The organism is Ruegeria sp. HKCCA5426 (assembly GCF_013034585.1).
In the GTDB taxonomy this organism is placed as follows: Bacteria; Pseudomonadota; Alphaproteobacteria; order Rhodobacterales; family Rhodobacteraceae; genus Ruegeria.
On sequence record NZ_WQGH01000022.1, the window covers coordinates 1 to 18,993 of the forward strand.

Genomic DNA, 18,993 nt, shown 5'->3' on the forward strand with positions numbered 1-18,993 from the left:
TTGAAGTCCGGGCATCAGCATTCCTTGGTGGGTCGGAAGTTAACGTGACAACACCCTTCCGAAACTAAGCGTTCGAGCTGAAATGTAACCTGGTCTTCGACATCGCCACTGACCAAGGACAACGTATGGCCACCCGATATAGCCAGGGTTTTCAAAGCAGTAATGTCACTACGCGATCTCATGGCGACGCCTCTTCTTGACTGCGCTTTCGGGGTAGCTATCCATAGATACGAACCCCTGCGACTTCACGCCTATTACACTATGTCGAGATGCGTTGAACGGTGCAGTGAATTTGTTAGGCCGGCTTGCACCTGCGAAATTCACACGAACTCCAACCTCCTTTCCGAGCAAACAAAGTTCAATGGCCGTAATGCACCGTTGCTCCGGTTTGAACACTGTGCAGCATCGGACAGCAGGACCTTTTTCTCGCGGGCAATGACGACCCAGTGCCGACATCCAGCACCTCATCATAATGCTGCGGCTGCAGCCCGATTTGTTGCCATTCGCTGCGTGCGATAATTTTGGGGCAGTTTGAACTCTCAGTCTGCGCGACTTTGCCGTCATTCGTTCTGGAGCCTTCGCTGAAGCAGCATTTGCTCGCGGTCGCGCATACTTATTGTTGCGGCGCGGCGAGTGTCACCAATCAGGTCATTCGCAGGCGTTGTATTTGCGTTAACGGAAACCGTACCTTCGCCGCAGCACGGTCGGACAAGCAAGACGCGGGATATAGCAAACCTTAAAACTTTGGTTCTTGCTTCGTGTTTGAACTGATCAGGAACGAGGTGCCAAAAGTGTGTCTATTTGCTGTTAAGCTTTTTTTGGCGAGCGTAATCTAGTTTTCCGATGCGGGACATAACGTTACTGCCGAACGCGATAGCCGGAAGCAATGATCTGGTTTATCAGAACAGCGGCGGCCTGGTGCATATCCTTTTCTTCCTTGTTGCCAACCGCTGCTTCGTGGGCAGCGGCTGCGTCACGCAGAACTCCCACAATCTCATGTTCGGGGAGGAGCTCACGATCTTTAATTGCAAGCAAAAGCGCTTCACAGATTGAGAGTGCGGCTATTCCTGAGTAGTCTTGCCGGTCGGCCATGGTAGACGTCCTTTTTTGACAGGCGTCCAAGCAAGGAAGCGCCACGATGAATTGCACCATTCTGGCATGGATTGCAGTATACTTAACTGATCGAAAGCAGTCTTTGCGTGGTATAGTTTTGCGGACGGCTCATTGATGAAGGAAGAATATTTGCCCACTATCAATAACAGCCCCCTCACCCGAAAGCTCTCAAACTTCGTCTCTCTGACTGAGGTTGAACTTGCGGTATTAGCGCGCCTGCACAAGCGTCGCAGGACCTTTGAAGCGGGACGTGACCTTGTGCATCAAGGGCAATCAGAGCAGGCTGCCTACGTTCTGTCCTCGGGCTGGGTTTGTTCCTACAAAACCCAGACAGACGGTTCGCGTCAGATCGTCGACTTCCAAGTACCGGGTGACTTTCTGGGCTTGCGGAGCGTTCTGCTGCACACCTCGGATCACAGCATAGAACCAATCATGGAAATCCAAGCCATTGAGGTAGTAGTGGATGATCTCCTGGAAGCATTTGCGCAAACGCCCCGGCTGGCGACAGCAATCCTTTGGGCGGTCTCTAGAGATGAAGCGATGGTGGTTGAGCACCTGGTCAACATAGGACGGCGAGATGCGAGTGAGCGCATGGCGCATTTTCTTTTGGAACTTGGTGTGAGGCTGACTCAGGTCGGGATGGCAACCAAGATGGGATATACCTGCCCACTGACACAATACCATCTTGCCGATGCGCTGGGACTGAGTGCTGTACATGTTAATCGTGTCCTACGGCAACTGCGGGAGAAGGGGCTGGTTACTTTTCAATCCGGGCAAGTGGCATTTGATGATTATGACGGACTGGTGACGTTGGCCGGTTTTGACCCCACTTATCTGGATCAGGTCGGGCCACTGTTGAAACAATAGGTTCACCCCTTCGGCGATGCCGGGATTTTGACGATAGTTGCCTGGTTAGAGACGCCATTCGCTTCGGCAGATTTGGGATTTCACTGAAAAAGAAGCGCAAGATAAATACAGTCCGATAGCGGTACTGGATTTCCTGCGCTTCTCAAATACTCGTTAAGAACACGCCAGCAAATATCCCGCCAACACACATCACGTTGCCGGAATCCAAACATCGTTGCACTGACGCAGGTTAGTCAATTTTTGGCAGTACCTGATCCTCGGGCACCAAATGCATTTGAGATTCCAATAAAATCTCAGGTCATTGGCCGCAGACTAACATCGATCAGCGCGCGTCTGCCATTTGCACATTATTCTAAATTACAACGCCAGTACTACCGCGGTGCTTACGAGCGTGTACCGCGGCAGACTGTGCGGGGAAGATCCAACAAACTATATGGAGGACCAAGGTGAGCACGAGATCGTCCAGTTCTTTGGTGACGTTTTCAAATCCGTTCTCTTTGTCCGGCTACCCGGATGAACTTCCTGCAGGCGAGTATGAAGTAGTTGTCGAAGAAGAGCTACTGCAGGGCCTGAGTTTCGAAGCCTATCGCAGAACCGGAACCTACCTGACAGTTCGGGGCAAAGGCAGCAAGCCAGGCCGCACGGAAATGCGCCCAATTGACCCAGAAGATTTTGAACTGGCGCTTAAGCACGACCAGACCTTGGCCACATCTAACAATGACAGCGATGCGGCGCTTTCCCCGCAGGAGGAATAGATTATGAACACGCCCGAATGGCTTAAACCCGGAATCTACGGTGCTCTGATCGGCGGGGTTTTCGTAGGCGTCGTTGGATTTTCATGGGGTGGATGGATGACCGGCGGTAGCGCGGACAAGATGGCCAACGCCATGTCCCGCGACAATGTAATCGCTGCGTTGGTTCCGGTCTGCGTCGACATGGCGAGAACTGACGCCCAACGCGCCGAAAAAATAACGACGATCAAAGAGGCTTCTTCTTTCAAGCAGAAGGATGCCGTCATGGCGGCTGGCTGGGCAACGGTGCCGGGATCCCAAACTCCTAACAAAGACCTGGCGCAGGCCTGTATCGAGGGGCTGAACCTGGATGGATCGTAACTCAATCACTCAACATTCGGACAACGCCGTTTGCATCAGGGCAAATCGAAAAAATCAGTACCGGTTTTGCGCTCACTTAATGGCTGCGTTGTTTGTTGTCGTCTTCAGCAGTTTGGCGGGCTCCTTTATCTCATCAAGTCCCGCATCGGCCGAAACAAATTCGATTCCGGATAACGCGCATCCCAAAAAGTATGGCGACGGTTGGAAATGCGATTTGTCCTATCGGTTGAAAGGCGAAGAATGCGTGGCCATTGTCGTGCCGGGAAATGCCTACCCCACAAACAGAACCTATGGCTCAGGGTGGGCATGTATGCATGGCTTTGTTGAAGTTGGCGGCACCTCATGCACTGAAGTGATTGTGCCTGAGGGTGGATATCTCGATCCATCAGGTGAGAGGTGGCGGTGCCTGCGTGGATACACAAGAGTAGACGATAGCTGCCAGAAAATCGTGGTGCCGGATAATGCTTACCTGACGAATAGCACTTATGGATCTGCATGGCGTTGCAACCGTGGCTACGAAAAAGACGGTGAAGCATGCGTGGCAGTAGCGGTGCCGGAAAACGCTTTTCTGAACGCATCAACCAGCGGGCGTCCCTGGACATGCGAGCGTGGGTATTTTGAGCGCGACGGACGGTGCGATGCCGTCTTTGTGCCTGAAAATGCTTTCTACGATGACGCGATCCATGGAGTTGGATGGAAATGCGAACGTGGCTACGAGGCGTCCGGTGATCGCTGCAATGCAATCGAGCTACCGGCAAATGCCCATATCGACCGATCCGGCAATGGGTGGCAATGCCACAAAAACTATCATCGATCAGAAGGGCTGTGTGTTCTGAACCAGTGAGAATTCAGACAGAAAGCCCACTTTCCCAAACTTCACAATTTTTGCCCGTCCTTACCAAGGACGCGCGTTTCACACTCTAAAAAGGAACAAATATGAAACCCGTACCCATTGCGTCGGATGCCAAGCAGTTCGTTGCCAGCGATGCGCAAAAGCTGGCGCCTGAACAAGCAGTTTTTCCAGAGCTTCACCGCAAGACACTCGTGACAGATACACCGTCTGCAATTGTGTATTGCGAAGGAAACTTCGCAAAGATCGATGGCAAGACGGCTAATGGTCTCGTTCGACATTCACAGGCCTATCGCGTTCTTTCGGTGATCGACAGCACGTATGGCGGTTGTGACAGTGGCAAAGTGCTTGATAATATCGCAAATCAGGTTCCCATCTTCGATGATCTTGATGCCGCCGTCGCTAATGAAGCTACGATCCCCGACACTTTTATTTACGGAATGGCGCCGGCCAGCGGCAGAATGTCCCTTGAGGATCGCGAAGTTGTTGTGGATGCGATAACGCTCGGAATGAACATCGTCAGTGGGCTGCATGAATTTCTTAGCGATGACAAGGAGCTCGCCGGATTGGCCAAAATTCACGATGTCACGATACGCGACATTCGCAAGCCGCGGCCAAATCCCGACCTGCGCCTGTTAGATGGCAGTATTGGAGACGTCCAGGCGATCCGCATCGCGGTGTTCGGCACCGATTGTGCAATTGGAAAGCGTACAACCGCGACAATCCTGACAGGCGCACTTAACGCGCATGGGATCAAAACAGTTTTGGTCGGCACCGGCCAAACTGGCTTGATGCAGGGCGCCAAGTATGGTGTCGCGATGGATTCGGTGCCGCCGCAATTTTGTTGTGGCGAACTTGAGCGCGCTGTCGTTGCGGCATCCGAGGGTGAGCACCCGGATGTAATAGTGATCGAGGGCCAGGGCGCGCTAAGCCATCCGGCTTTTTGCACATCAGCCTTCATTCTGCGAGGCAGTCAGCCACATGCAGTTATTCTTCAACACGCGCCTAAACGAAAACGTCGATGTGATTTCCCCAACATGACTATGCCCGCCCCTTGCGATGAAATCACCCTGATCGAGGCATTTGCGAACACAGAGGTAATTGGCATGACGATCAACCATGAAGGAATGAATGATGTTGAGATTTCAAAGGCCATCACAGACTACAACTGCAAATTGTATCTCCCGGTCACTGACGCATTGAACCGACCTCCAAAAAACGTGGTGAATATGGTTCTATCTGCCTTTCCGCGCTTGCAACCCCTACGTGTTACGACGATTGAATGAGCAAGCTGCGTATCGACGTTGATCTGGACAAAATTCGGTACAACACACGGTTCCTGGTCGACCACCTTAGACCCCGCGGAATATCGGTGACAGGTGTGACAAAAGCCGTTTGCGGTCATCCTGAGATTGCGAATGCTATGCTTGAAGGTGGCGTGACAGGGCTGGCGGACGCGCGGATCAGCAATATCATGCGTATGCGCGATGCTGGAATCTCGTGCTCCATATCCTTGATCCGAACGCCCATGCTGAGCCAGGTCGCGCAAGTCCTTGATAACTGCGATGTCAGCTTCAACACTGAGATGGACATTATCGCCAGCCTGGCCATCGAGGCGCTGGGGAAGAACATTACTCACAATATTATCCTGATGGTGGAAATGGGGGATATGCGGGATGGCATCTTGCCTGAACACCTTGAAAGCACTGTGTCTCAAATTCTTAGAATGAAAGGGATTTCTCTGAAGGGGATTGGCGCAAATTTTGCCTGTCTGGGTCATGTGGCACCCTCTGCAGGAGCAATGGAATTGCTTTCGTCGCTTGCCGCCGACACCGAACTTGCAAGTGGACCCGCTCTGGAAACAGTGTCAGGCGGCGGCTCTGCCAGTTTGCCATGGGCGCTTGGCAAGGGGGCGACCGGAAAGATCAACAACCTGCGTCTGGGTGAGGCCATCCTGCTGGGTACCGATCCCGTTTCGGGATACGCGATCGACGGGCTTTACACAGATGTTTTTACGCTTTGGGCGGAAGTGATCGAAACGAAGACCAAATCAAATCCAAATCCCTTGCAAATGAATTATCCTATACCTTCAATGCAGTGTGTGACTTTAGACAGTCCTTCGAATACTCGGTCGATCCTTGCGATCGGACTCCAGGACACTGATGCGGCGGGTCTAATATTCCCTGCTGGCGTCACGTTCGTCGGAGCCACCAGTGATCATATCGTTGTAGAAAACACCAATTGGCTGCTTCGCCCTGGTGGCGAGGTGAAGCTGAGAATGAAGTATAGCGCGCTCTCGCGCGGCATGGCTGCACCCGATGTAGCAAAAGTCTTCCATGGTGATAGCGCTTTGGTTGACTGCAACGCAGCGAACACTGATCGCCCATACTCGAATCGAAAATAGCGCGCCAAGGTGCCGCCGCCTCGGTTCTGCTTCAGCCATCCGTCTTATTCTACGGCTTTACGTAGTAAATGAGGCACCCAATCCCTATATTGGACGTAGCCGCATTCACTTTTCACACCCTATCTGGGCTCGTGGGTGTTGCGGACAATCAAAGGATCAAAATGATGTCTTTCAAAGACCTGACGACCAGAGCGGCTGCCGCACTGAAGGAAAACGATGCGGACGCGCCGAAAAAAGAAGTTACGTCTGAAGCGCCTGACGTCGTCCCAGAAAAACCAAAGCCTAAACCTCAAAACTGATAATACCCTGCCGGGAGTGGGTGGCTTGTTCTTGTCTGCATCTCCGAGCGAGCGGTATCAGCAAAGGAGAATTACCCAAATGAACCAGATAATCAGCAAGACAATCGCAGTCTTTTCCAGGCCGTTTACTTTCCCTGGCTTTGACGAATTACTCCCGGCGGGCGAATACGACATAGAAACTGAGCTTTCCGCACCACCAGATTATTTGGATCCAGAAGCCTGGAAAGCATCAGTGCTAATCTTTCTGCTTCCACGGAAATCTCACCCCGGTCTGGCGCGAACCTTGACCGTTTCTCTTACTGATTTGGAGAGAGCCCGCGCAAAGGATAAATTGTCTTCAAAGCAGTTGTCGCAGTTCTTGCTCGACCAACTTTTGGCCGATCCCATGGTGCAATTGATTATGGAAGCGGATGGTGTGTCTGAGACTCAACTTCGGCACCTCTACTCGGAGTCGCTCATTTCTGAGGCAGACGACGGATCATCAGATCAACGAGCCATACCACGAGGATGCGCAAGCGGTTCTCGGTATGCTTTCGCTGTCCAAGCTGCTGAGAACGAAGGAATGCCAGTTCGTCCTATTAAAACCCCTCGGATTACAGGCCGTCCCATCGGACAGTCTGAACCAGGCAGCTCCTTCAATCTCAAGGCTTAGGGCTCGGAACTTTCTTTTCCAGTCGCTGTATAAACCAAAACAGAAATCGAGGTTAAGAACTGATGGAAGACTTCGACAACGACGCAGATACGATCATGGCTCGCGCCCACAATGACGTGCCGCAAGAACGCCCGTGTCTTCGTTGCAGAACGCCATTCTGGAGCGAAGGGTTCGGAGAGCGGATTTGTCGACGCTGCAAGGGGTTGAGCGCGTGGCGAAATGGCGTATCAGTAAGCCCTGGGTTAGCTCGGCGTCGCTGATAACCTGACGCCGGTCTTACCAGCTTTTCTGATCATATCTCATTTTATCTTATTGGTGCTGACCCGGGCCTTTTAACGTGGAACCCGATCGGTAATCGGTGCTGAAGACGAAGCGTACGCGCGGTTTGGACTCGAACCGTTCTTATGCGTAGTGATATGGGCTCAAGCCGCCTAATGCACACACTTAAACCATGCCAGTATTCATAATCGGACGGCAGGCATTCACGCCGCTTGTACTATTCGGTGGTCAGCGCGGTGCTGTTGCTTGGGTGCGGAGGGTGGATCGGAGTGCAAAATATGCCAAGAGTCCAACTACCTGCAGTCACCCCAAAACCCAGAGCTTGGAACAAGGGGTGGATCATCGGTCAGAAACGACCGCTACTCCCAAAACAGGTCTGGGCGATCCGTGCCCGGCTCGAACTTTCTGGAAATCTGCGTGATCTCACAATGTTCAACGTCGCGATTGATAGCAAGCTACGCGGCTGCGATCTGGTCAAACTCGCTGTGACCGATCTTGTCAAAGACGATCGCGTCCGTGAGCGTGTTTCGGTGATCCAGAGCAAAACCAAGCGATCTGTTCAATTCGAACTGACGGAAAACACGCGAGAAACTGTATTGGTATGGGTAAAATCACCGGAAATGTTTGCTAGCCGGTTCATGTTTCCAAGCCGATTCCATGATCGACCACACATCTCGACGCGCAGTATGGCAGGCTGGTTCGAGACTGGGTGACCGCAATCGGATTGGAACCGAGCGGATATGGCACGCATTCGCTTCGCCGAACCAAAGTAGCTGAGATCTACCGCAAGACAGGAAATCTCCGCGCGGTCCAACTTCTGCTTGGGCACACAAAGGTCGATAGCACCGTGCGATACCTGGGCGTTGAATTGGAAGACGCGCTAAGCATTGCAGAGCGCATAGACATCTGAGACAGTTTGGCGAGCGGCGCTGTCGGTCGCCAATCCATAGTGGTTCTAGTTCTTTTACGCAGGAGTGGGACGTAGCGTGCCCTGAGCGGAAGTGTCAAAATCTTGTTGCGTACGCTCGCAGCACAGTTTTCTCGGCTCAGGCGCAATTTACAGGGTGCGGGACCGAGCGGCCATTTGATCACGCCGCGAGTACTTGTGCAGAAGCGGCGCGAAAATCGCTGCGTTGCAGCCAATGTTATCAGGCCAGTCATTCATAGTCACGGGGAAGCCTTGATCACATACTCCTCTTTCGCCGCACTCAGGCCAGACAATTTCTTTCGGTAGTTCACCAAGGATCTTGGTCACCGGCAGTTTCAAAAACTACCTGCCCTGGCGGTACTTGCATTGCGACAAGGGAAACTTCCTTGACTCTATTCTGGCTAAGGACCACAAAAGTGCATTGGTGAAAGTTACTCGTCGCCGCGATGCTGCCGGCTTCGATGATCCAATGGCCTTCAGAATAACTGTAGCATGTGCCCTAGCATAGGAACGGGTTTCGCTGGGGTCTTCGCTATGAGCTCGTTCCTCGCAAGCATTCGCAACTGTCACCTGACAAGCCCCAGTCATCGGGTGACCAATTAAAGAAGGCGCCGTATGAACAGCACATGGCTCATAAATTGCGTGCTTGATGCCCGATAGATCAGGTCTCAGGCTCCGCTTCATTCAGTCATTCATCGTGTTTTTGCGCCGCGTTCTTTGCCTGATCCCGACACTCTTGGTGTTGCTCTCAGGAACGCAGCTTCCTGCCCAAGTCGCAGGCAATGCCGACGGATCGGTTTGTGACGAAGGTTTCGAAAACAAGAACGGATCGTGTCAAAGAGCAAACGCACCTCAAAATGCGCATTTGACCGGCAGTTCCTATGGTCCAGTTTGGGAATGCAACCATGGATTCCAGCGTGTTGGAGATCTTTGTGAGGAAATAGCAGTTCCTAAAAACGCATATCTTGCATCGACTGGAGATCGATGGGAGTGCAATCGGCTCTTCCGACGAGTCGGAGAAAAATGCGAAGAATTGATTGCGCCTCAAAATGGGTACGTCGAAACCCGGTTTGGCGCACAGGAAGTACACTGTGACTGGGGATTTCGTAAGGAAGACCAGGATTGTGTTGCGATTAGTGTCCCGAGCAACGGCCGCCTGACTGACAAAAACAGCGCGGATGGTTGGGTGTGCCTCAGAGGTTTCAGAGAAACGGAGAGCGGCTGCGAACCGGTGGCAATTCCACAGCATGCATACCTTGCACCTGAAACCTACTCTGGATGGAAATGTGAACGTGGCTTTCGCTCAAACCAGGACAGGTGCGTTGCGATCCTTATCCCTTCCAACGCTCATTTGAATCGAAGAGGTGATGGTTGGGAATGTAATCGACCGTTCACAAGACAGAACGATAAGTGCGCCGAAAATTTGCCGTGAAAATAGGTTGCTGGAAATCAATATCGCCTGACAAATCCGGAAGGACCAAGCCGTGAACCATAACTCGATTGACGAAAACCTGGGCAAAATGCTCAAGGCCGAGAGGGCGCATCGCTGGTCCTACAGAGCGAAGATGTTTATCGCGTTATTGGTGTTTGTTGCGGCCATAATTGTGGTGGTGTTTCTCTGATGCGCAAAAATGCCCCTCAAGTAACCCTTCCCGGTTCAAAGATGTCAGCTCGTGGTCTGGAACAAAGAGCATTTCAGGACCGCAGTGTTCGTGAGCCGCGGAACGCTGACGTAGCAGGAGTGATTGAAGAAGAATTTGGAAAGTACTTGATTAAGGCTGGCATCCTGAGCGGTAACAGCGTTGCGCGCGCATTCCCTAAGCCACCGGCTAAAACGCAGACAATGATTGCTGATGCAGTCGGTGAAACACCAGCATTGGCCATCGAAGCATTAAAAGAAATTCTCGGTGAACGAGACAGGAAACGTAGCGGTCAACGCCGTTTGGAGGGAAATTCCGGCACCCTCGTTCCCAGCGAAAGAGAATATGCCGAGGCACTGCGACAAATCAGGCTGACCCCTGCGCAGGTCACAATGCTCAAAGCACTTACAATCGCAGGCAAGGACGGTCTGACCATTGGTCACTTGTCTCAGGCAGCCGGTTACAAATCGCGCGAGGCCTCCATCAAAGTTTTCAAGAAAATCGGACTATTGATCGCAGAATACCTGGAACTAGACCTACCCGAAGCCGGATCGGTACAGAATGATGGCGCCGCTCAGGTCCTGGCATTTTCTCACATCGAAAGTGTCGATGAGCCAGCAACTTGGATTATGCATCAGGAACTGCGCGATGCTGTTCGTTCGGTTCTATGACGTACGTTCCAGCCCCCGCTTTTGTAGCGAACTCTGAACCGGAACAAATGCACGAAAGGTTACCTACGTAGCTTATGTTGGAGAAAAGACCATATCCGCTCGACCTGATCTATGTCCCTGTAAAACGGGCGAAAACGCTTGATCAACAAAAAGTCCTGACACTGGCCGAAGATATCCTGAAAAACGGCCAGAAGACCCCGATCCAGATACGCGCGGACAACAAGCGGTTCGTGCTGATTGAAGGCCTTCACCGACTAGAGGCCATTCGCGCCCTCGGCGGTGATACTGTCGACGCCTTTTTGGTGCGCGCCAGATTACACTAAACTCTTGTTGGGATTGGCGTTCGACAAAGCCTGAGAAAACGTCAGCAGGCGCTGACTTTCTTCATCCCAAAGATGCAATCGTGCGCAATGAAGGCTCTCATATAGAGTAATACGCTGGCAATTTTCCAACTCGGAATGGTCACGCAAAACCTCGTTTAGCCGATAAAACGGTATGCGGCTGGCAAGGTGGTGAACATGGTGCACACCGATATTGGCAGAGAACCACCGCAGGATGCCTGGCAGGGCGTAGTGAGAACTTCCATAGAATGCGGCGTTCTGAAGATTCCACACTTCTTCCCGCTCCCAAGTCGTGTGTTCAAACTGGTGTTGAATATAGAATAGCCAAATACCAATCGATGCGGCGACGATCATGGTTGGAAGGAATACAAAAACCAGTACATCCAGGCCTCCGGTCCAAAAAATCAGAGCCAGGACCACCGCAATCGCGGCGTTTGTTCCCATTGCACTTGCCCAATTCAGCCAGCCTGACCGCATGAAACCAAAGGGCAAGCGATTTTGAAAAAAGAACGTGTAGACCGGTACTATACAGAACAGGAAGAAGGGGTTCCGGATTAACCTGTAAGCGGCACGCCCGAACCAATTCCGTTTCAGGTATTCCTCAATGGTCAATGTAGGAATGTCACCCATACCACGCCGATCAAGGTTACCGGTTGAGGCATGGTGAATCGCATGGCTTTGCCGCCAGACGTCATAGGGTGTCAGGGCGAGAACACCCAGAACCCGGCCGGTCCAATTGCAAACGGTGCGGCTTCTAAAGAAAGATCCGTGACCACAATCATGCATGATGATGAAGATACGCACCAGAAATGCGGCGTTCAGCATGGCCAATAGAACAGTGACCCAGATACTAAGGGATAGCGCAAACCACGCTGCGCCCTATAGCGCGAAAAAGGGGATGACAGTGATTGTCAGTTCAATAACGCTACGCTTCGTATCGGGCACACGGTATTGCGCGAGCGCCCGGGTCAATTCCTGCTGTTGCAACTGACTTGTTCTCCAAGGGCTTTTAGCAGCCCATTGTGCAAACGGGCACCCCATAAGGGTGCCCGTAAAAGGTCAGGCCAGTGCCAGATTGGCGGCGCTGTCGCGCCCGTCACGGCCAGCTTCGACGTCAAAAGTGACCTTCTGGCCGTCCTTCAATTCGCTGATGCCGGAACGCTCAAGTGCTGAGATATGCACGAACACATCGCGCTTGCCATCTTCAGGTTCGATAAAGCCAAAACCTTTGGTCGAGTTGAACCATTTTACTGTGCCATTTGCCATGGTGGAAGTCTCCTAATACTTGCCGCCCGCATTATTGCGGCGACTCGGCGTGGTCGGTCTGAATCGAAAGACTGAACGCCGAGTTTGGGAGACAGCAGGTCGAAAAAGAAAAACGTAAGCCCTGTGTATATGGACTTCGAGTACACACGATACAAGCCTTGATACAACGGAAAGCAACAGAAGATCTAAGTCTGCCCAGCCCAATTTGGGACAAAGATAAGCAGAACCATTGCTCTGTGGTTCGGAAATCAGAGGTCGGCTTCCGATAAAACCTGCCGAATGCGTATGCAGCAAATTGATTGCTCAGGCACGGCAGGTAGGGCTCACTGTCCGAAATCGCCGCGTGCTTCAAGAACACCGCGGCAAGGCACAAATGTTCATTGAGTGATTGAAACATTGCTAAATCAACGAGTTGACCTCTCTAACGAACGGTAGATTCTGCGCGGCCCGAATCTTGGGTCATGCTGCGTTGGCATAGGGCGACTGCGAGCCTCAAAGTGCCATTAGTAGGTCCGTATCTGCGCAAGCATCGGGCAAGAAACGTTCCCGATGTTACAGTTGGCCGTAAGTTCATTCAGGGCGGCCCTACCTGTAGGATGCACAACTTAGCCTCAGGCCCGAATTTCCCGAAGGCTCAAGAAACTTGACTGCCATGACCCTGGTTGCCGCTCAATGGGATCGTGCTGTCTGTTTTTCAGAGGCAGACGACGGCCCAATGGCGCCTCAAGTGCACGGGGGTTGGTTCTGTCCGCCGCAAGCGTTAGCGCCAATTTGCGCACCAGCAGCGGCTCCTACCAGAGTTGCAGCTGTTCTCCCACTACCGGAACCGATTTGGTTCCCCACCGCCGCGCCAACAAGTGCTCCAGAGGCCGCGTTCACGCCTTGATTATTTGTGCAAGCGGCAAGACTTGCCCCACAAAAAATCAACACCACAGTTGCCCTAACAATTCCTTTCATAGGATCCTCCGTTTGCTACATGTGTCCCAACCATTCGTGCGCTCGGACAAATGGTTCTATTTCAAAGCCAAATGGACGTCAGATACGATGCCGTGGTAGAAGACGACTTCGATTGCATCCCCCTGATCCATTTGCCAGCGTTCAATTTTGCCGATTTCAGAAAATTCCAATATACTTTCGCGAGCGAAACCATTGCGTTGCAACCAGTTTGTGGCCGACGCATCGCGGCTTCCCACAAGGTTTTTGCGCACAAATTCTGTACCGGACACTTCTGAGGAACCGGTTTTGCCAAGCTCCCGGCAATTACCCGCGACCCAGCCCCAATCCTCCGTAAAAACCATGACTTCTGAATCGTTTTTCGGTGCGCCACCAGACTTATCCACAAGTATTACTTCGGCAACATCCAGAAAGGTGCCTGTAAAAACAGGGTAACCCTCGGTATTGGTCGCGTAGTAGTTAAGCGTCGAAACCCGCGTCTCGCCTTGCGGCCCCGTCCAGATTACATGCAGAAACCGGCCGTCGAGCGCATCCGTGGTAAAGGTCCAATTGTCGGAAGCATCCCCGCCGCAGCTTGTCTGAACACCAGTCCCGCTGTTCCCCCACGACGGCCCGGAGAAAGCAATAAGCGAAAGCGCCAAAGTCGCCGCCGCAACCAGAAACTTGTTTTTTAAGTCAGCGTCTATCACGACGGCACCTACCTACTGAAAGTCGAAAGGGTCACGGGTAGTTGAGCATGCCACAGACTGCCCCCTGCAGTCAGATCGGTCAAGCGCGCGGTCTGGTAGCGCTCATTTTGGTATCCGAAACGCATTTAAAGCTTGGCCCAAACTGAAAATTGCGAAGGGTTTTTCAGTTGTGCAAAACGGAAGCCTAAACTTCACCTTGTCTTTTTCGCGGTGTTGAAAAGTTGCGCCAACAAGCTCGCGTGGCTATCATCTGGATATGGAATTTATTGTGGGCGGCATAGTTACGGTTGTTCTGGTGATTTGGGGCGCGGCCTCATTTTGGCGAGCGCCCTCAAAGGACCAAAAAAACGAAAAAGACAAAAAGTAGCGGCATCGTTTGCAGGCACTTTGAGCACGCCTCTTGGGATGCATCATCATCCAATGCACCAAATAAACGTATTCGCCGACTTTATGGATAGCGTTGCAGCGACGACAGGGTGAACATTGCCCCCTTTCTCAATAGACATTACCCATCGAATACTCGCGACCAGGTCTCCTGATCCAAAAGCGAAACGAGTTGGTCACGTGAATCGAGTACCGCGCTTATCGCTCGATCTCTTTCCCGATCCAGTTCATTAAAAATGGCTCTTGTGGACGATGCCGATGCTGATTTGTCCGTGGAACCGAGAATGGCTTTGTCCGCAGCGCCTTCGACCGCGGCACGGAACCGATCAACGGCAACCTCCAAGTCGCTCACAATTTTCAAAGCCGCGGTCCGGACATCGCTGTCTGCGGGCGAAATAGCCTTATCCAAGTCGGTTCTCAGCGTATTGGGCTCCAGAAATGATGGTGTCAAATCAGACGATCCATCCAACAAGAAAGTGACCGCGGTTATCGTCGCAATTACTGGCATCTCACAACTCCAAACTGGTTCCCGAGGCGACTATGTCTGCCTTTTCGTACAGAATTTCAGCAACTTCCGGCCAGTACTCTTCCGGGATTGCCGCCTGCAATTGCCCCTGCAATACCAGCAGGTTATCGCGTTGCGAACGGCGTTCGGTGTCATATCTGTCTGAAACAGCTATCAATTCGGCACGTGATACCGAACGGTTGGCGGACAACCGGTTGAACTCTTCAATAAAGGCCGCGTGCGCCTGGATCATCTGTGTTGAATTCGCCTCAATCTCCCGGGCGATCTGAACCAGATCTGAGCCATCATCAGAAGGTATCCGTTCCAACGCAGCTGCAAGCTCAGAATTTATGTCGCTGATCGCACTACTGCGGTCGAACGGGGCGCAACTTGAGATGCAACAAAGACAAGCAGCAGCAGCCAGGTTAATAAAATCTCGCCTCGACAAAGAGGCGTTGCAGGTAACTGCCATCGTGTCTCCCCCTGATCTATGATCCACCTATTTTTAAATCGCGTCCTTTGTTGCTGGGCTCACTTATGACGGCCCAATCGTCAGAAAATACTCAGGTATTCAATACATCCGCGAGCCGTGCTGGATGTTGAGCCATGCAAGACTGCCTAAATCTTAATCGTAGCACAATGACACTTAAATGTTAGGATGTGAGGCAGTGCTTTTCAGACAGCTTGATCAAAAGGGGGAAATTCGATGGCACCTAATCGGCGCGACTTCATGAAAACTGTTCCTGCAATTGGGGCCGCCTTTGCGGTAAGTCCTACTTTTTTGTCGGAAGAAGCAGCAGCACAAACCACGTCGACAGCCGCGCCATTAGAAGGCCACTTTCACCCTAAAGGAAAAGCACCGTCCGAGCACACGCTCAAAATCCTGGCCGAAGCGAAAGAAACACTGCCTTTCTAAGACACTCAGGACTTTGACGAAGTTGCCAAGGGTTTCATTGCCCAGATGCCGGAACCTCAGATCATGGCAGACGCGGGCAATGTCGCCTGGGACCGGGGCGCATTTGATTTCATCGACGAGCAAGACGAGTACGACAGTATCCATCCGTCATTGATGCGTATCAGTAAGCTGAATCAGAACTATGGTCTGTACGAGGTAATACCCGGCATCTATCAGGTGCGCGGGTTTGATTTGTCCGACATCTCATTCGTGCGCGGTAAAACGGGTTGGATCGCCATTGACCCGCTGGTTTCGGCCGAAACGGCGCGAGCCGCGTGGGAATTGTTCTCGGAACACAAAGGTGAAGGGTTGCCGATAACAGCCGTGATCTATTCACATTCCCATGGCGATCACTGGGCAGGCGTTCGCGGCATCGTTTCGCAGGAGGACGTCGATTCCGGCAGTGTCGAAATCATAGCTCCGCGCGATTTCATGGAACACACAATTTCCGAGAACGTGTTCGCGGGAAACGCAATGAACCGTCGGCTATTTTACCAATATGGTCTACTGTTGCCCGTGGCCCCGCATGGGTTCGTCAATCAGGGTCTCGGCAAACGCGTTTCAGCAGGTGCCACTGGCCTGATCGCGCCAACCCGGATTGTCGAGGATGACATCGAAGAATTCGAGGTCGATGGCGTGCGGATGATCTTCCAGAACACACCCAACACAGAAGCGCCATCTGAGATGAATACTTACATCCCAGACATGAAGGCCCTGTGGATGGCAGAAAACGTCACGGCCACGTTGCACAACATCTATACATTGCGTGGCGCGCCAGTGCGCGATGCCCTTCGATGGTCAAAATACATTTCTCGTGCCCTGTTCCTGTTCGGGCAAGAGGCAGACGTCATGTTCGCTTCGCACCATTGGCCGCGCTGGGGCAATGACCGCGTGCAGCAGGTTCTGAGAGATCAGCGCGACCTTTATGCCCATATGAATAACCAGACCCTGCATCTGGCCAATCAGGGCGTGACGATTAACCAGATACATCACCACTATGAGCCGTCACAGGGTTTGCAGCAGACATGGCATACACGTGGCTATCACGGCTCACCTCAGCACAATTCGCGCGGCGTTGTTCAGCGGTTCCTTGGATTCTGGGATTGCAATCCCGCGACCCTGATACCGTTAGAACCAGAAGCTTCAGCTCCGCTCTACGTCGAGATGATGGGCGGCAAAGATCCAATTATGGCCAAGGGCCTGGAACTACACAATGCAGGGCAATACTTCGAAGCGTCCGAGATTCTGAACAAACTGTTCCTGTCGGATCCATCAGATCAGGAAGTAAAAGATTTGTTAGCAGACGTTTACGAACAGCTTGGCTACCAGCAAGAGAACCCGGGCTTGCGGAACAGTTTCCTGTCCGGTGCCTATGAGCTTCGTTCTGGCATCCCCACCGGTGAAACGGCCGACACGTCCAGCCCAGAGGTGATACGCGCGATGTCGACTGAGCTGTTCCTTGATTTCCTTGCGATCAAGATGGACAGCCGCAAGGCCGAAGGCATCGAGTTTACGATGAACCTAAGCACACCCGACAATGGTGAGATGTTTGCGATCGAGCTGGCCAAGGCAACACTCACAAATGTCGAAGGTTTCGCCTTCGATGAGCCAGATCTGACTCTAACCTTGAACCGATCCGATTTGGAACTTGTGATGACCGGAGAGGCTGATTTCGAGGACTTGCTGGCCGACGGTCGCGCAACGGCTGATGGTGACGTCAGCGTTCTGATCAAACTCGCTGGAGCCATGGTTGAGTTCGATCCTCTGTTCGAAGTTTTGCCTGGGACAAGTACCGGTCCAACCGAGGTAGCAGAGGCCGAGCCGTTGCAGGCGGTGACTGGTCAGGTCGTTATCGAATGATGTTTTGCGCGGGTCCCTTCGGACCCGCGTTACCCACTTTTACACTCCAATACGATTTTAACGATGTAATCCAAATCACCCGAGGAGACTCCAATGGCTGATCTTGTTGTTCTTTCATTTGATGGTGTCGACAGTGCAGATGCTGTTTTGACAAAGCTACGACAGCTCAAAAAACAGGAATTGATCGACCTGCTGGACGCCTGCGTCGTTGTGCGACCCGAAGAGGGAGACATACACATTAAGCAGTCAGTGAACATGACCCGAATTGGCGCCAGTACGGGCCTGAGCACCGGTGCAATAGTTGGTATGTTGGCCGGTATTCTTGTTCTCAACCCACTCGCCGGCATGGCAGTGGGAGGTTTGGCCGGGGCGGCAATGGGAGCGCTTGGAGGGTCCCTTTCCGATTACGGCATCAATGATGATTTCATCAAAGAACTGGGCGAGACCATCCAACCAAATTCATCGGCTCTGTTTCTGCTTGTCGCCAAGGCCACACCGGACAAAGTGATCGCCGAGATCGAACAATACGACCCGAAGATACTTCAGACGTCCCTATCGCAGGAACAAGAAGACAAACTCCGCGAAGCGCTCGCCGCTGCGCATAGCCAGTGATTTTTGATAGAGATCGGTCGCCAAGCCAAAGTGTGGACGACCTTCTTCAAATCATAGGGTTTAGGTTGGGAGCACTGCAATATGGTAGGCGAATCCGCTAATTGGCATGGGGAAAACACCGGGCGCGTCGCAGATGCGCTCGTCAAGCTTGGCCAGATCGGTTTCTGGGTTCAGCTGGTTTTCTTGATCATTGTCGTTGTACTGGGCGGCGTTGTCCTTGGCGTTGTCGGAGGTGGCGCAGGCGTGGGCAACGTGTTGTCCTTCTTGGGTTTGATCCTGCCCGCTTTCACCACATTTTGGTGTTGGCATTATTTGTCTTTGGGACGAAAGCTGAAAGAGACTGGAGATGACCCCTCAGCCGCCCGGCTTCAAAGTCGCGTGTGGATCGGCGTTTGGGTCGGAACGATCGGCGCTGTTCTGACAATTGTTTCATTGTTTGGAGCAGCTTTTGCGCTTCTGGTCACAATGCTGGCCAACCCTCAAGTTGGCTTGCAGATATCCGCAGCTGAAACCGGTGCCAGCCCCTACACGATTTCGGCGGTTGATGCAGTAAGCATTGAGCCTCCCCAACTGAACGGGTCCACCGTTATGTTCAGGAAACGGAGGACTAAG

The 18,993-nt window shown here is 52.4% G+C and carries 20 protein-coding genes and 1 pseudogene; 14 read left to right on the plus strand and 7 right to left on the minus strand.

The annotated features are described in order from the left end of the window. Nucleotides 1-858: 858 nt before the first annotated feature. Complete coding sequence (locus tag GOV87_RS19895) at nt 859-1,092, minus strand: hypothetical protein (RefSeq protein WP_170619842.1); 234 nt, start codon at nt 1,090-1,092, stop codon at nt 859-861. 135 nt (nt 1,093-1,227) lie between these two features. Between GOV87_RS19895 and GOV87_RS19900 the strand changes: the two genes are divergently transcribed. The 10 genes and pseudogenes from GOV87_RS19900 (at nt 1,228) to GOV87_RS19945 (ending at nt 11,138) form a co-directional block, all read left to right on the plus strand. Further along, entirely contained in the window at nt 1,228-1,980 is a 753-nt protein-coding gene (locus GOV87_RS19900; RefSeq protein ID WP_170545368.1) for a Crp/Fnr family transcriptional regulator, read from the plus strand. Between the two features lie 446 nt (nt 1,981-2,426). Beyond that, nucleotides 2,427-2,735: a hypothetical protein gene (locus GOV87_RS19905; RefSeq protein WP_171212927.1), complete on the plus strand. Its 309-nt coding sequence runs from the start codon at nt 2,427-2,429 to the stop codon at nt 2,733-2,735. 3 nt (nt 2,736-2,738) lie between these two features. Beyond that, nucleotides 2,739-3,092, plus strand: coding sequence for a hypothetical protein (locus GOV87_RS19910; protein WP_170329075.1), 354 nt, complete (start codon nt 2,739-2,741; stop codon nt 3,090-3,092). After that, nucleotides 3,082-3,936, plus strand: coding sequence for a hypothetical protein (locus GOV87_RS19915; RefSeq protein ID WP_170356897.1), 855 nt, complete (start codon nt 3,082-3,084; stop codon nt 3,934-3,936). The genes GOV87_RS19910 and GOV87_RS19915 overlap by 11 nt, the downstream gene beginning before the upstream one ends. A 92-nt stretch (nt 3,937-4,028) precedes the next feature. Further along, on the plus strand, nt 4,029-5,228 hold the full coding sequence (locus GOV87_RS19920; protein ID WP_171212928.1) for a DUF1611 domain-containing protein: 1,200 nt from the start codon (nt 4,029-4,031) through the stop codon (nt 5,226-5,228). Continuing rightward, nucleotides 5,225-6,346, plus strand: a complete 1,122-nt coding sequence (locus tag GOV87_RS19925; protein ID WP_170641636.1) for an alanine/ornithine racemase family PLP-dependent enzyme — start codon at nt 5,225-5,227, stop codon at nt 6,344-6,346. The genes GOV87_RS19920 and GOV87_RS19925 overlap by 4 nt, the downstream gene beginning before the upstream one ends. Before the next feature lie 378 nt (nt 6,347-6,724). Beyond that, complete coding sequence (locus GOV87_RS19930; RefSeq protein ID WP_171212929.1) at nt 6,725-7,297, plus strand: hypothetical protein; 573 nt, start codon at nt 6,725-6,727, stop codon at nt 7,295-7,297. A gap of 557 nt (nt 7,298-7,854) precedes the next feature. Next, nucleotides 7,855-8,486, plus strand: a pseudogene (locus GOV87_RS19935) (tyrosine-type recombinase/integrase). Nucleotides 8,487-10,125: 1,639 nt separating this feature from the next. Then, nucleotides 10,126-10,815 (plus strand): hypothetical protein, encoded by a 690-nt coding sequence (locus tag GOV87_RS19940; RefSeq protein WP_170485440.1) that lies wholly within the window; start codon nt 10,126-10,128, stop codon nt 10,813-10,815. 74 nt (nt 10,816-10,889) lie between these two features. Continuing rightward, the gene (locus GOV87_RS19945; protein ID WP_170712027.1) at nt 10,890-11,138 is read left to right on the plus strand and encodes a ParB N-terminal domain-containing protein; all 249 of its coding nucleotides are present in this window, start codon (nt 10,890-10,892) and stop codon (nt 11,136-11,138) included. On the opposite strand, the gene GOV87_RS19950 is transcribed toward GOV87_RS19945, so the two are convergent. The 6 genes from GOV87_RS19950 to GOV87_RS19975 form a co-directional block, all read right to left on the minus strand. Continuing rightward, complete coding sequence (locus GOV87_RS19950; RefSeq protein WP_371813547.1) at nt 11,130-12,005, minus strand: fatty acid desaturase; 876 nt, start codon at nt 12,003-12,005, stop codon at nt 11,130-11,132. The genes GOV87_RS19945 and GOV87_RS19950 overlap by 9 nt on opposite strands. Nucleotides 12,006-12,215: 210 nt before the next feature. Continuing rightward, entirely contained in the window at nt 12,216-12,422 is a 207-nt protein-coding gene (locus GOV87_RS19955; RefSeq protein WP_170430361.1) for a cold-shock protein, read from the minus strand. A gap of 723 nt (nt 12,423-13,145) precedes the next feature. Further along, a complete protein-coding gene (locus GOV87_RS20595) occupies nt 13,146-13,379 on the minus strand; it encodes a glycine zipper 2TM domain-containing protein (protein ID WP_170516990.1) in 234 nt (77 codons plus the stop codon). A gap of 56 nt (nt 13,380-13,435) precedes the next feature. Then, on the minus strand, nt 13,436-14,065 hold the full coding sequence (locus GOV87_RS19965) for a hypothetical protein (RefSeq protein WP_170621349.1): 630 nt from the start codon (nt 14,063-14,065) through the stop codon (nt 13,436-13,438). A 505-nt stretch (nt 14,066-14,570) separates the two neighbouring features. Beyond that, nucleotides 14,571-14,957: a hypothetical protein gene (locus GOV87_RS19970; RefSeq protein ID WP_170621347.1), complete on the minus strand. Its 387-nt coding sequence runs from the start codon at nt 14,955-14,957 to the stop codon at nt 14,571-14,573. A 1-nt stretch (nt 14,958) separates the two neighbouring features. After that, on the minus strand, nt 14,959-15,207 hold the full coding sequence (locus tag GOV87_RS19975; protein ID WP_171212930.1) for a hypothetical protein: 249 nt from the start codon (nt 15,205-15,207) through the stop codon (nt 14,959-14,961). Between the two features lie 453 nt (nt 15,208-15,660). Here GOV87_RS19975 and GOV87_RS20510 point away from each other — a divergent pair, with 453 nt between their 5' ends. The 4 genes from GOV87_RS20510 to GOV87_RS19990 all read left to right on the plus strand — a co-directional run. Further along, nucleotides 15,661-15,870, plus strand: a complete 210-nt coding sequence (locus GOV87_RS20510; RefSeq protein ID WP_254447435.1) for a twin-arginine translocation signal domain-containing protein — start codon at nt 15,661-15,663, stop codon at nt 15,868-15,870. 45 nt (nt 15,871-15,915) lie between these two features. After that, a complete protein-coding gene (locus GOV87_RS19980) occupies nt 15,916-17,769 on the plus strand; it encodes an alkyl/aryl-sulfatase (protein ID WP_254447436.1) in 1,854 nt (617 codons plus the stop codon). A 93-nt stretch (nt 17,770-17,862) separates the two neighbouring features. After that, complete coding sequence (locus GOV87_RS19985; protein ID WP_058284048.1) at nt 17,863-18,381, plus strand: DUF1269 domain-containing protein; 519 nt, start codon at nt 17,863-17,865, stop codon at nt 18,379-18,381. Nucleotides 18,382-18,462: 81 nt separating this feature from the next. Next, on the plus strand, nt 18,463-18,993 hold a 531-nt coding region (locus tag GOV87_RS19990; RefSeq protein ID WP_171212931.1), incomplete at its 3' end, for a DUF3611 family protein.

Bases quoted from the DNA above. Each gene is read 5' to 3' on its own strand.
- GOV87_RS19895 (WP_170619842.1), bottom strand. From the start codon at position 1,092: ATGGCCGACCGGCAAGACTACTCAGGAATAGCCGCACTCTCAATCTGT.
- GOV87_RS19900 (WP_170545368.1), top strand. From the start codon at position 1,228: ATGAAGGAAGAATATTTGCCCACTATCAATAACAGCCCCCTCACCCGA.
- GOV87_RS19910 (WP_170329075.1), top strand. From the start codon at position 2,739: ATGAACACGCCCGAATGGCTTAAACCCGGAATCTACGGTGCTCTGATC.
- GOV87_RS19915 (WP_170356897.1), top strand. From the start codon at position 3,082: ATGGATCGTAACTCAATCACTCAACATTCGGACAACGCCGTTTGCATC.
- GOV87_RS19920 (WP_171212928.1), top strand. From the start codon at position 4,029: ATGAAACCCGTACCCATTGCGTCGGATGCCAAGCAGTTCGTTGCCAGC.
- GOV87_RS19925 (WP_170641636.1), top strand. From the start codon at position 5,225: ATGAGCAAGCTGCGTATCGACGTTGATCTGGACAAAATTCGGTACAAC.
- GOV87_RS19930 (WP_171212929.1), top strand. From the start codon at position 6,725: ATGAACCAGATAATCAGCAAGACAATCGCAGTCTTTTCCAGGCCGTTT.
- GOV87_RS19940 (WP_170485440.1), top strand. From the start codon at position 10,126: ATGCGCAAAAATGCCCCTCAAGTAACCCTTCCCGGTTCAAAGATGTCA.
- GOV87_RS19945 (WP_170712027.1), top strand. From the start codon at position 10,890: ATGTTGGAGAAAAGACCATATCCGCTCGACCTGATCTATGTCCCTGTA.
- GOV87_RS19955 (WP_170430361.1), bottom strand. From the start codon at position 12,422: ATGGCAAATGGCACAGTAAAATGGTTCAACTCGACCAAAGGTTTTGGC.
- GOV87_RS20595 (WP_170516990.1), bottom strand. From the start codon at position 13,379: ATGAAAGGAATTGTTAGGGCAACTGTGGTGTTGATTTTTTGTGGGGCA.
- GOV87_RS19970 (WP_170621347.1), bottom strand. From the start codon at position 14,957: ATGCCAGTAATTGCGACGATAACCGCGGTCACTTTCTTGTTGGATGGA.
- GOV87_RS19975 (WP_171212930.1), bottom strand. From the start codon at position 15,207: ATGATCCAGGCGCACGCGGCCTTTATTGAAGAGTTCAACCGGTTGTCC.
- GOV87_RS20510 (WP_254447435.1), top strand. From the start codon at position 15,661: ATGGCACCTAATCGGCGCGACTTCATGAAAACTGTTCCTGCAATTGGG.
- GOV87_RS19980 (WP_254447436.1), top strand. From the start codon at position 15,916: ATGCCGGAACCTCAGATCATGGCAGACGCGGGCAATGTCGCCTGGGAC.
- GOV87_RS19985 (WP_058284048.1), top strand. From the start codon at position 17,863: ATGGCTGATCTTGTTGTTCTTTCATTTGATGGTGTCGACAGTGCAGAT.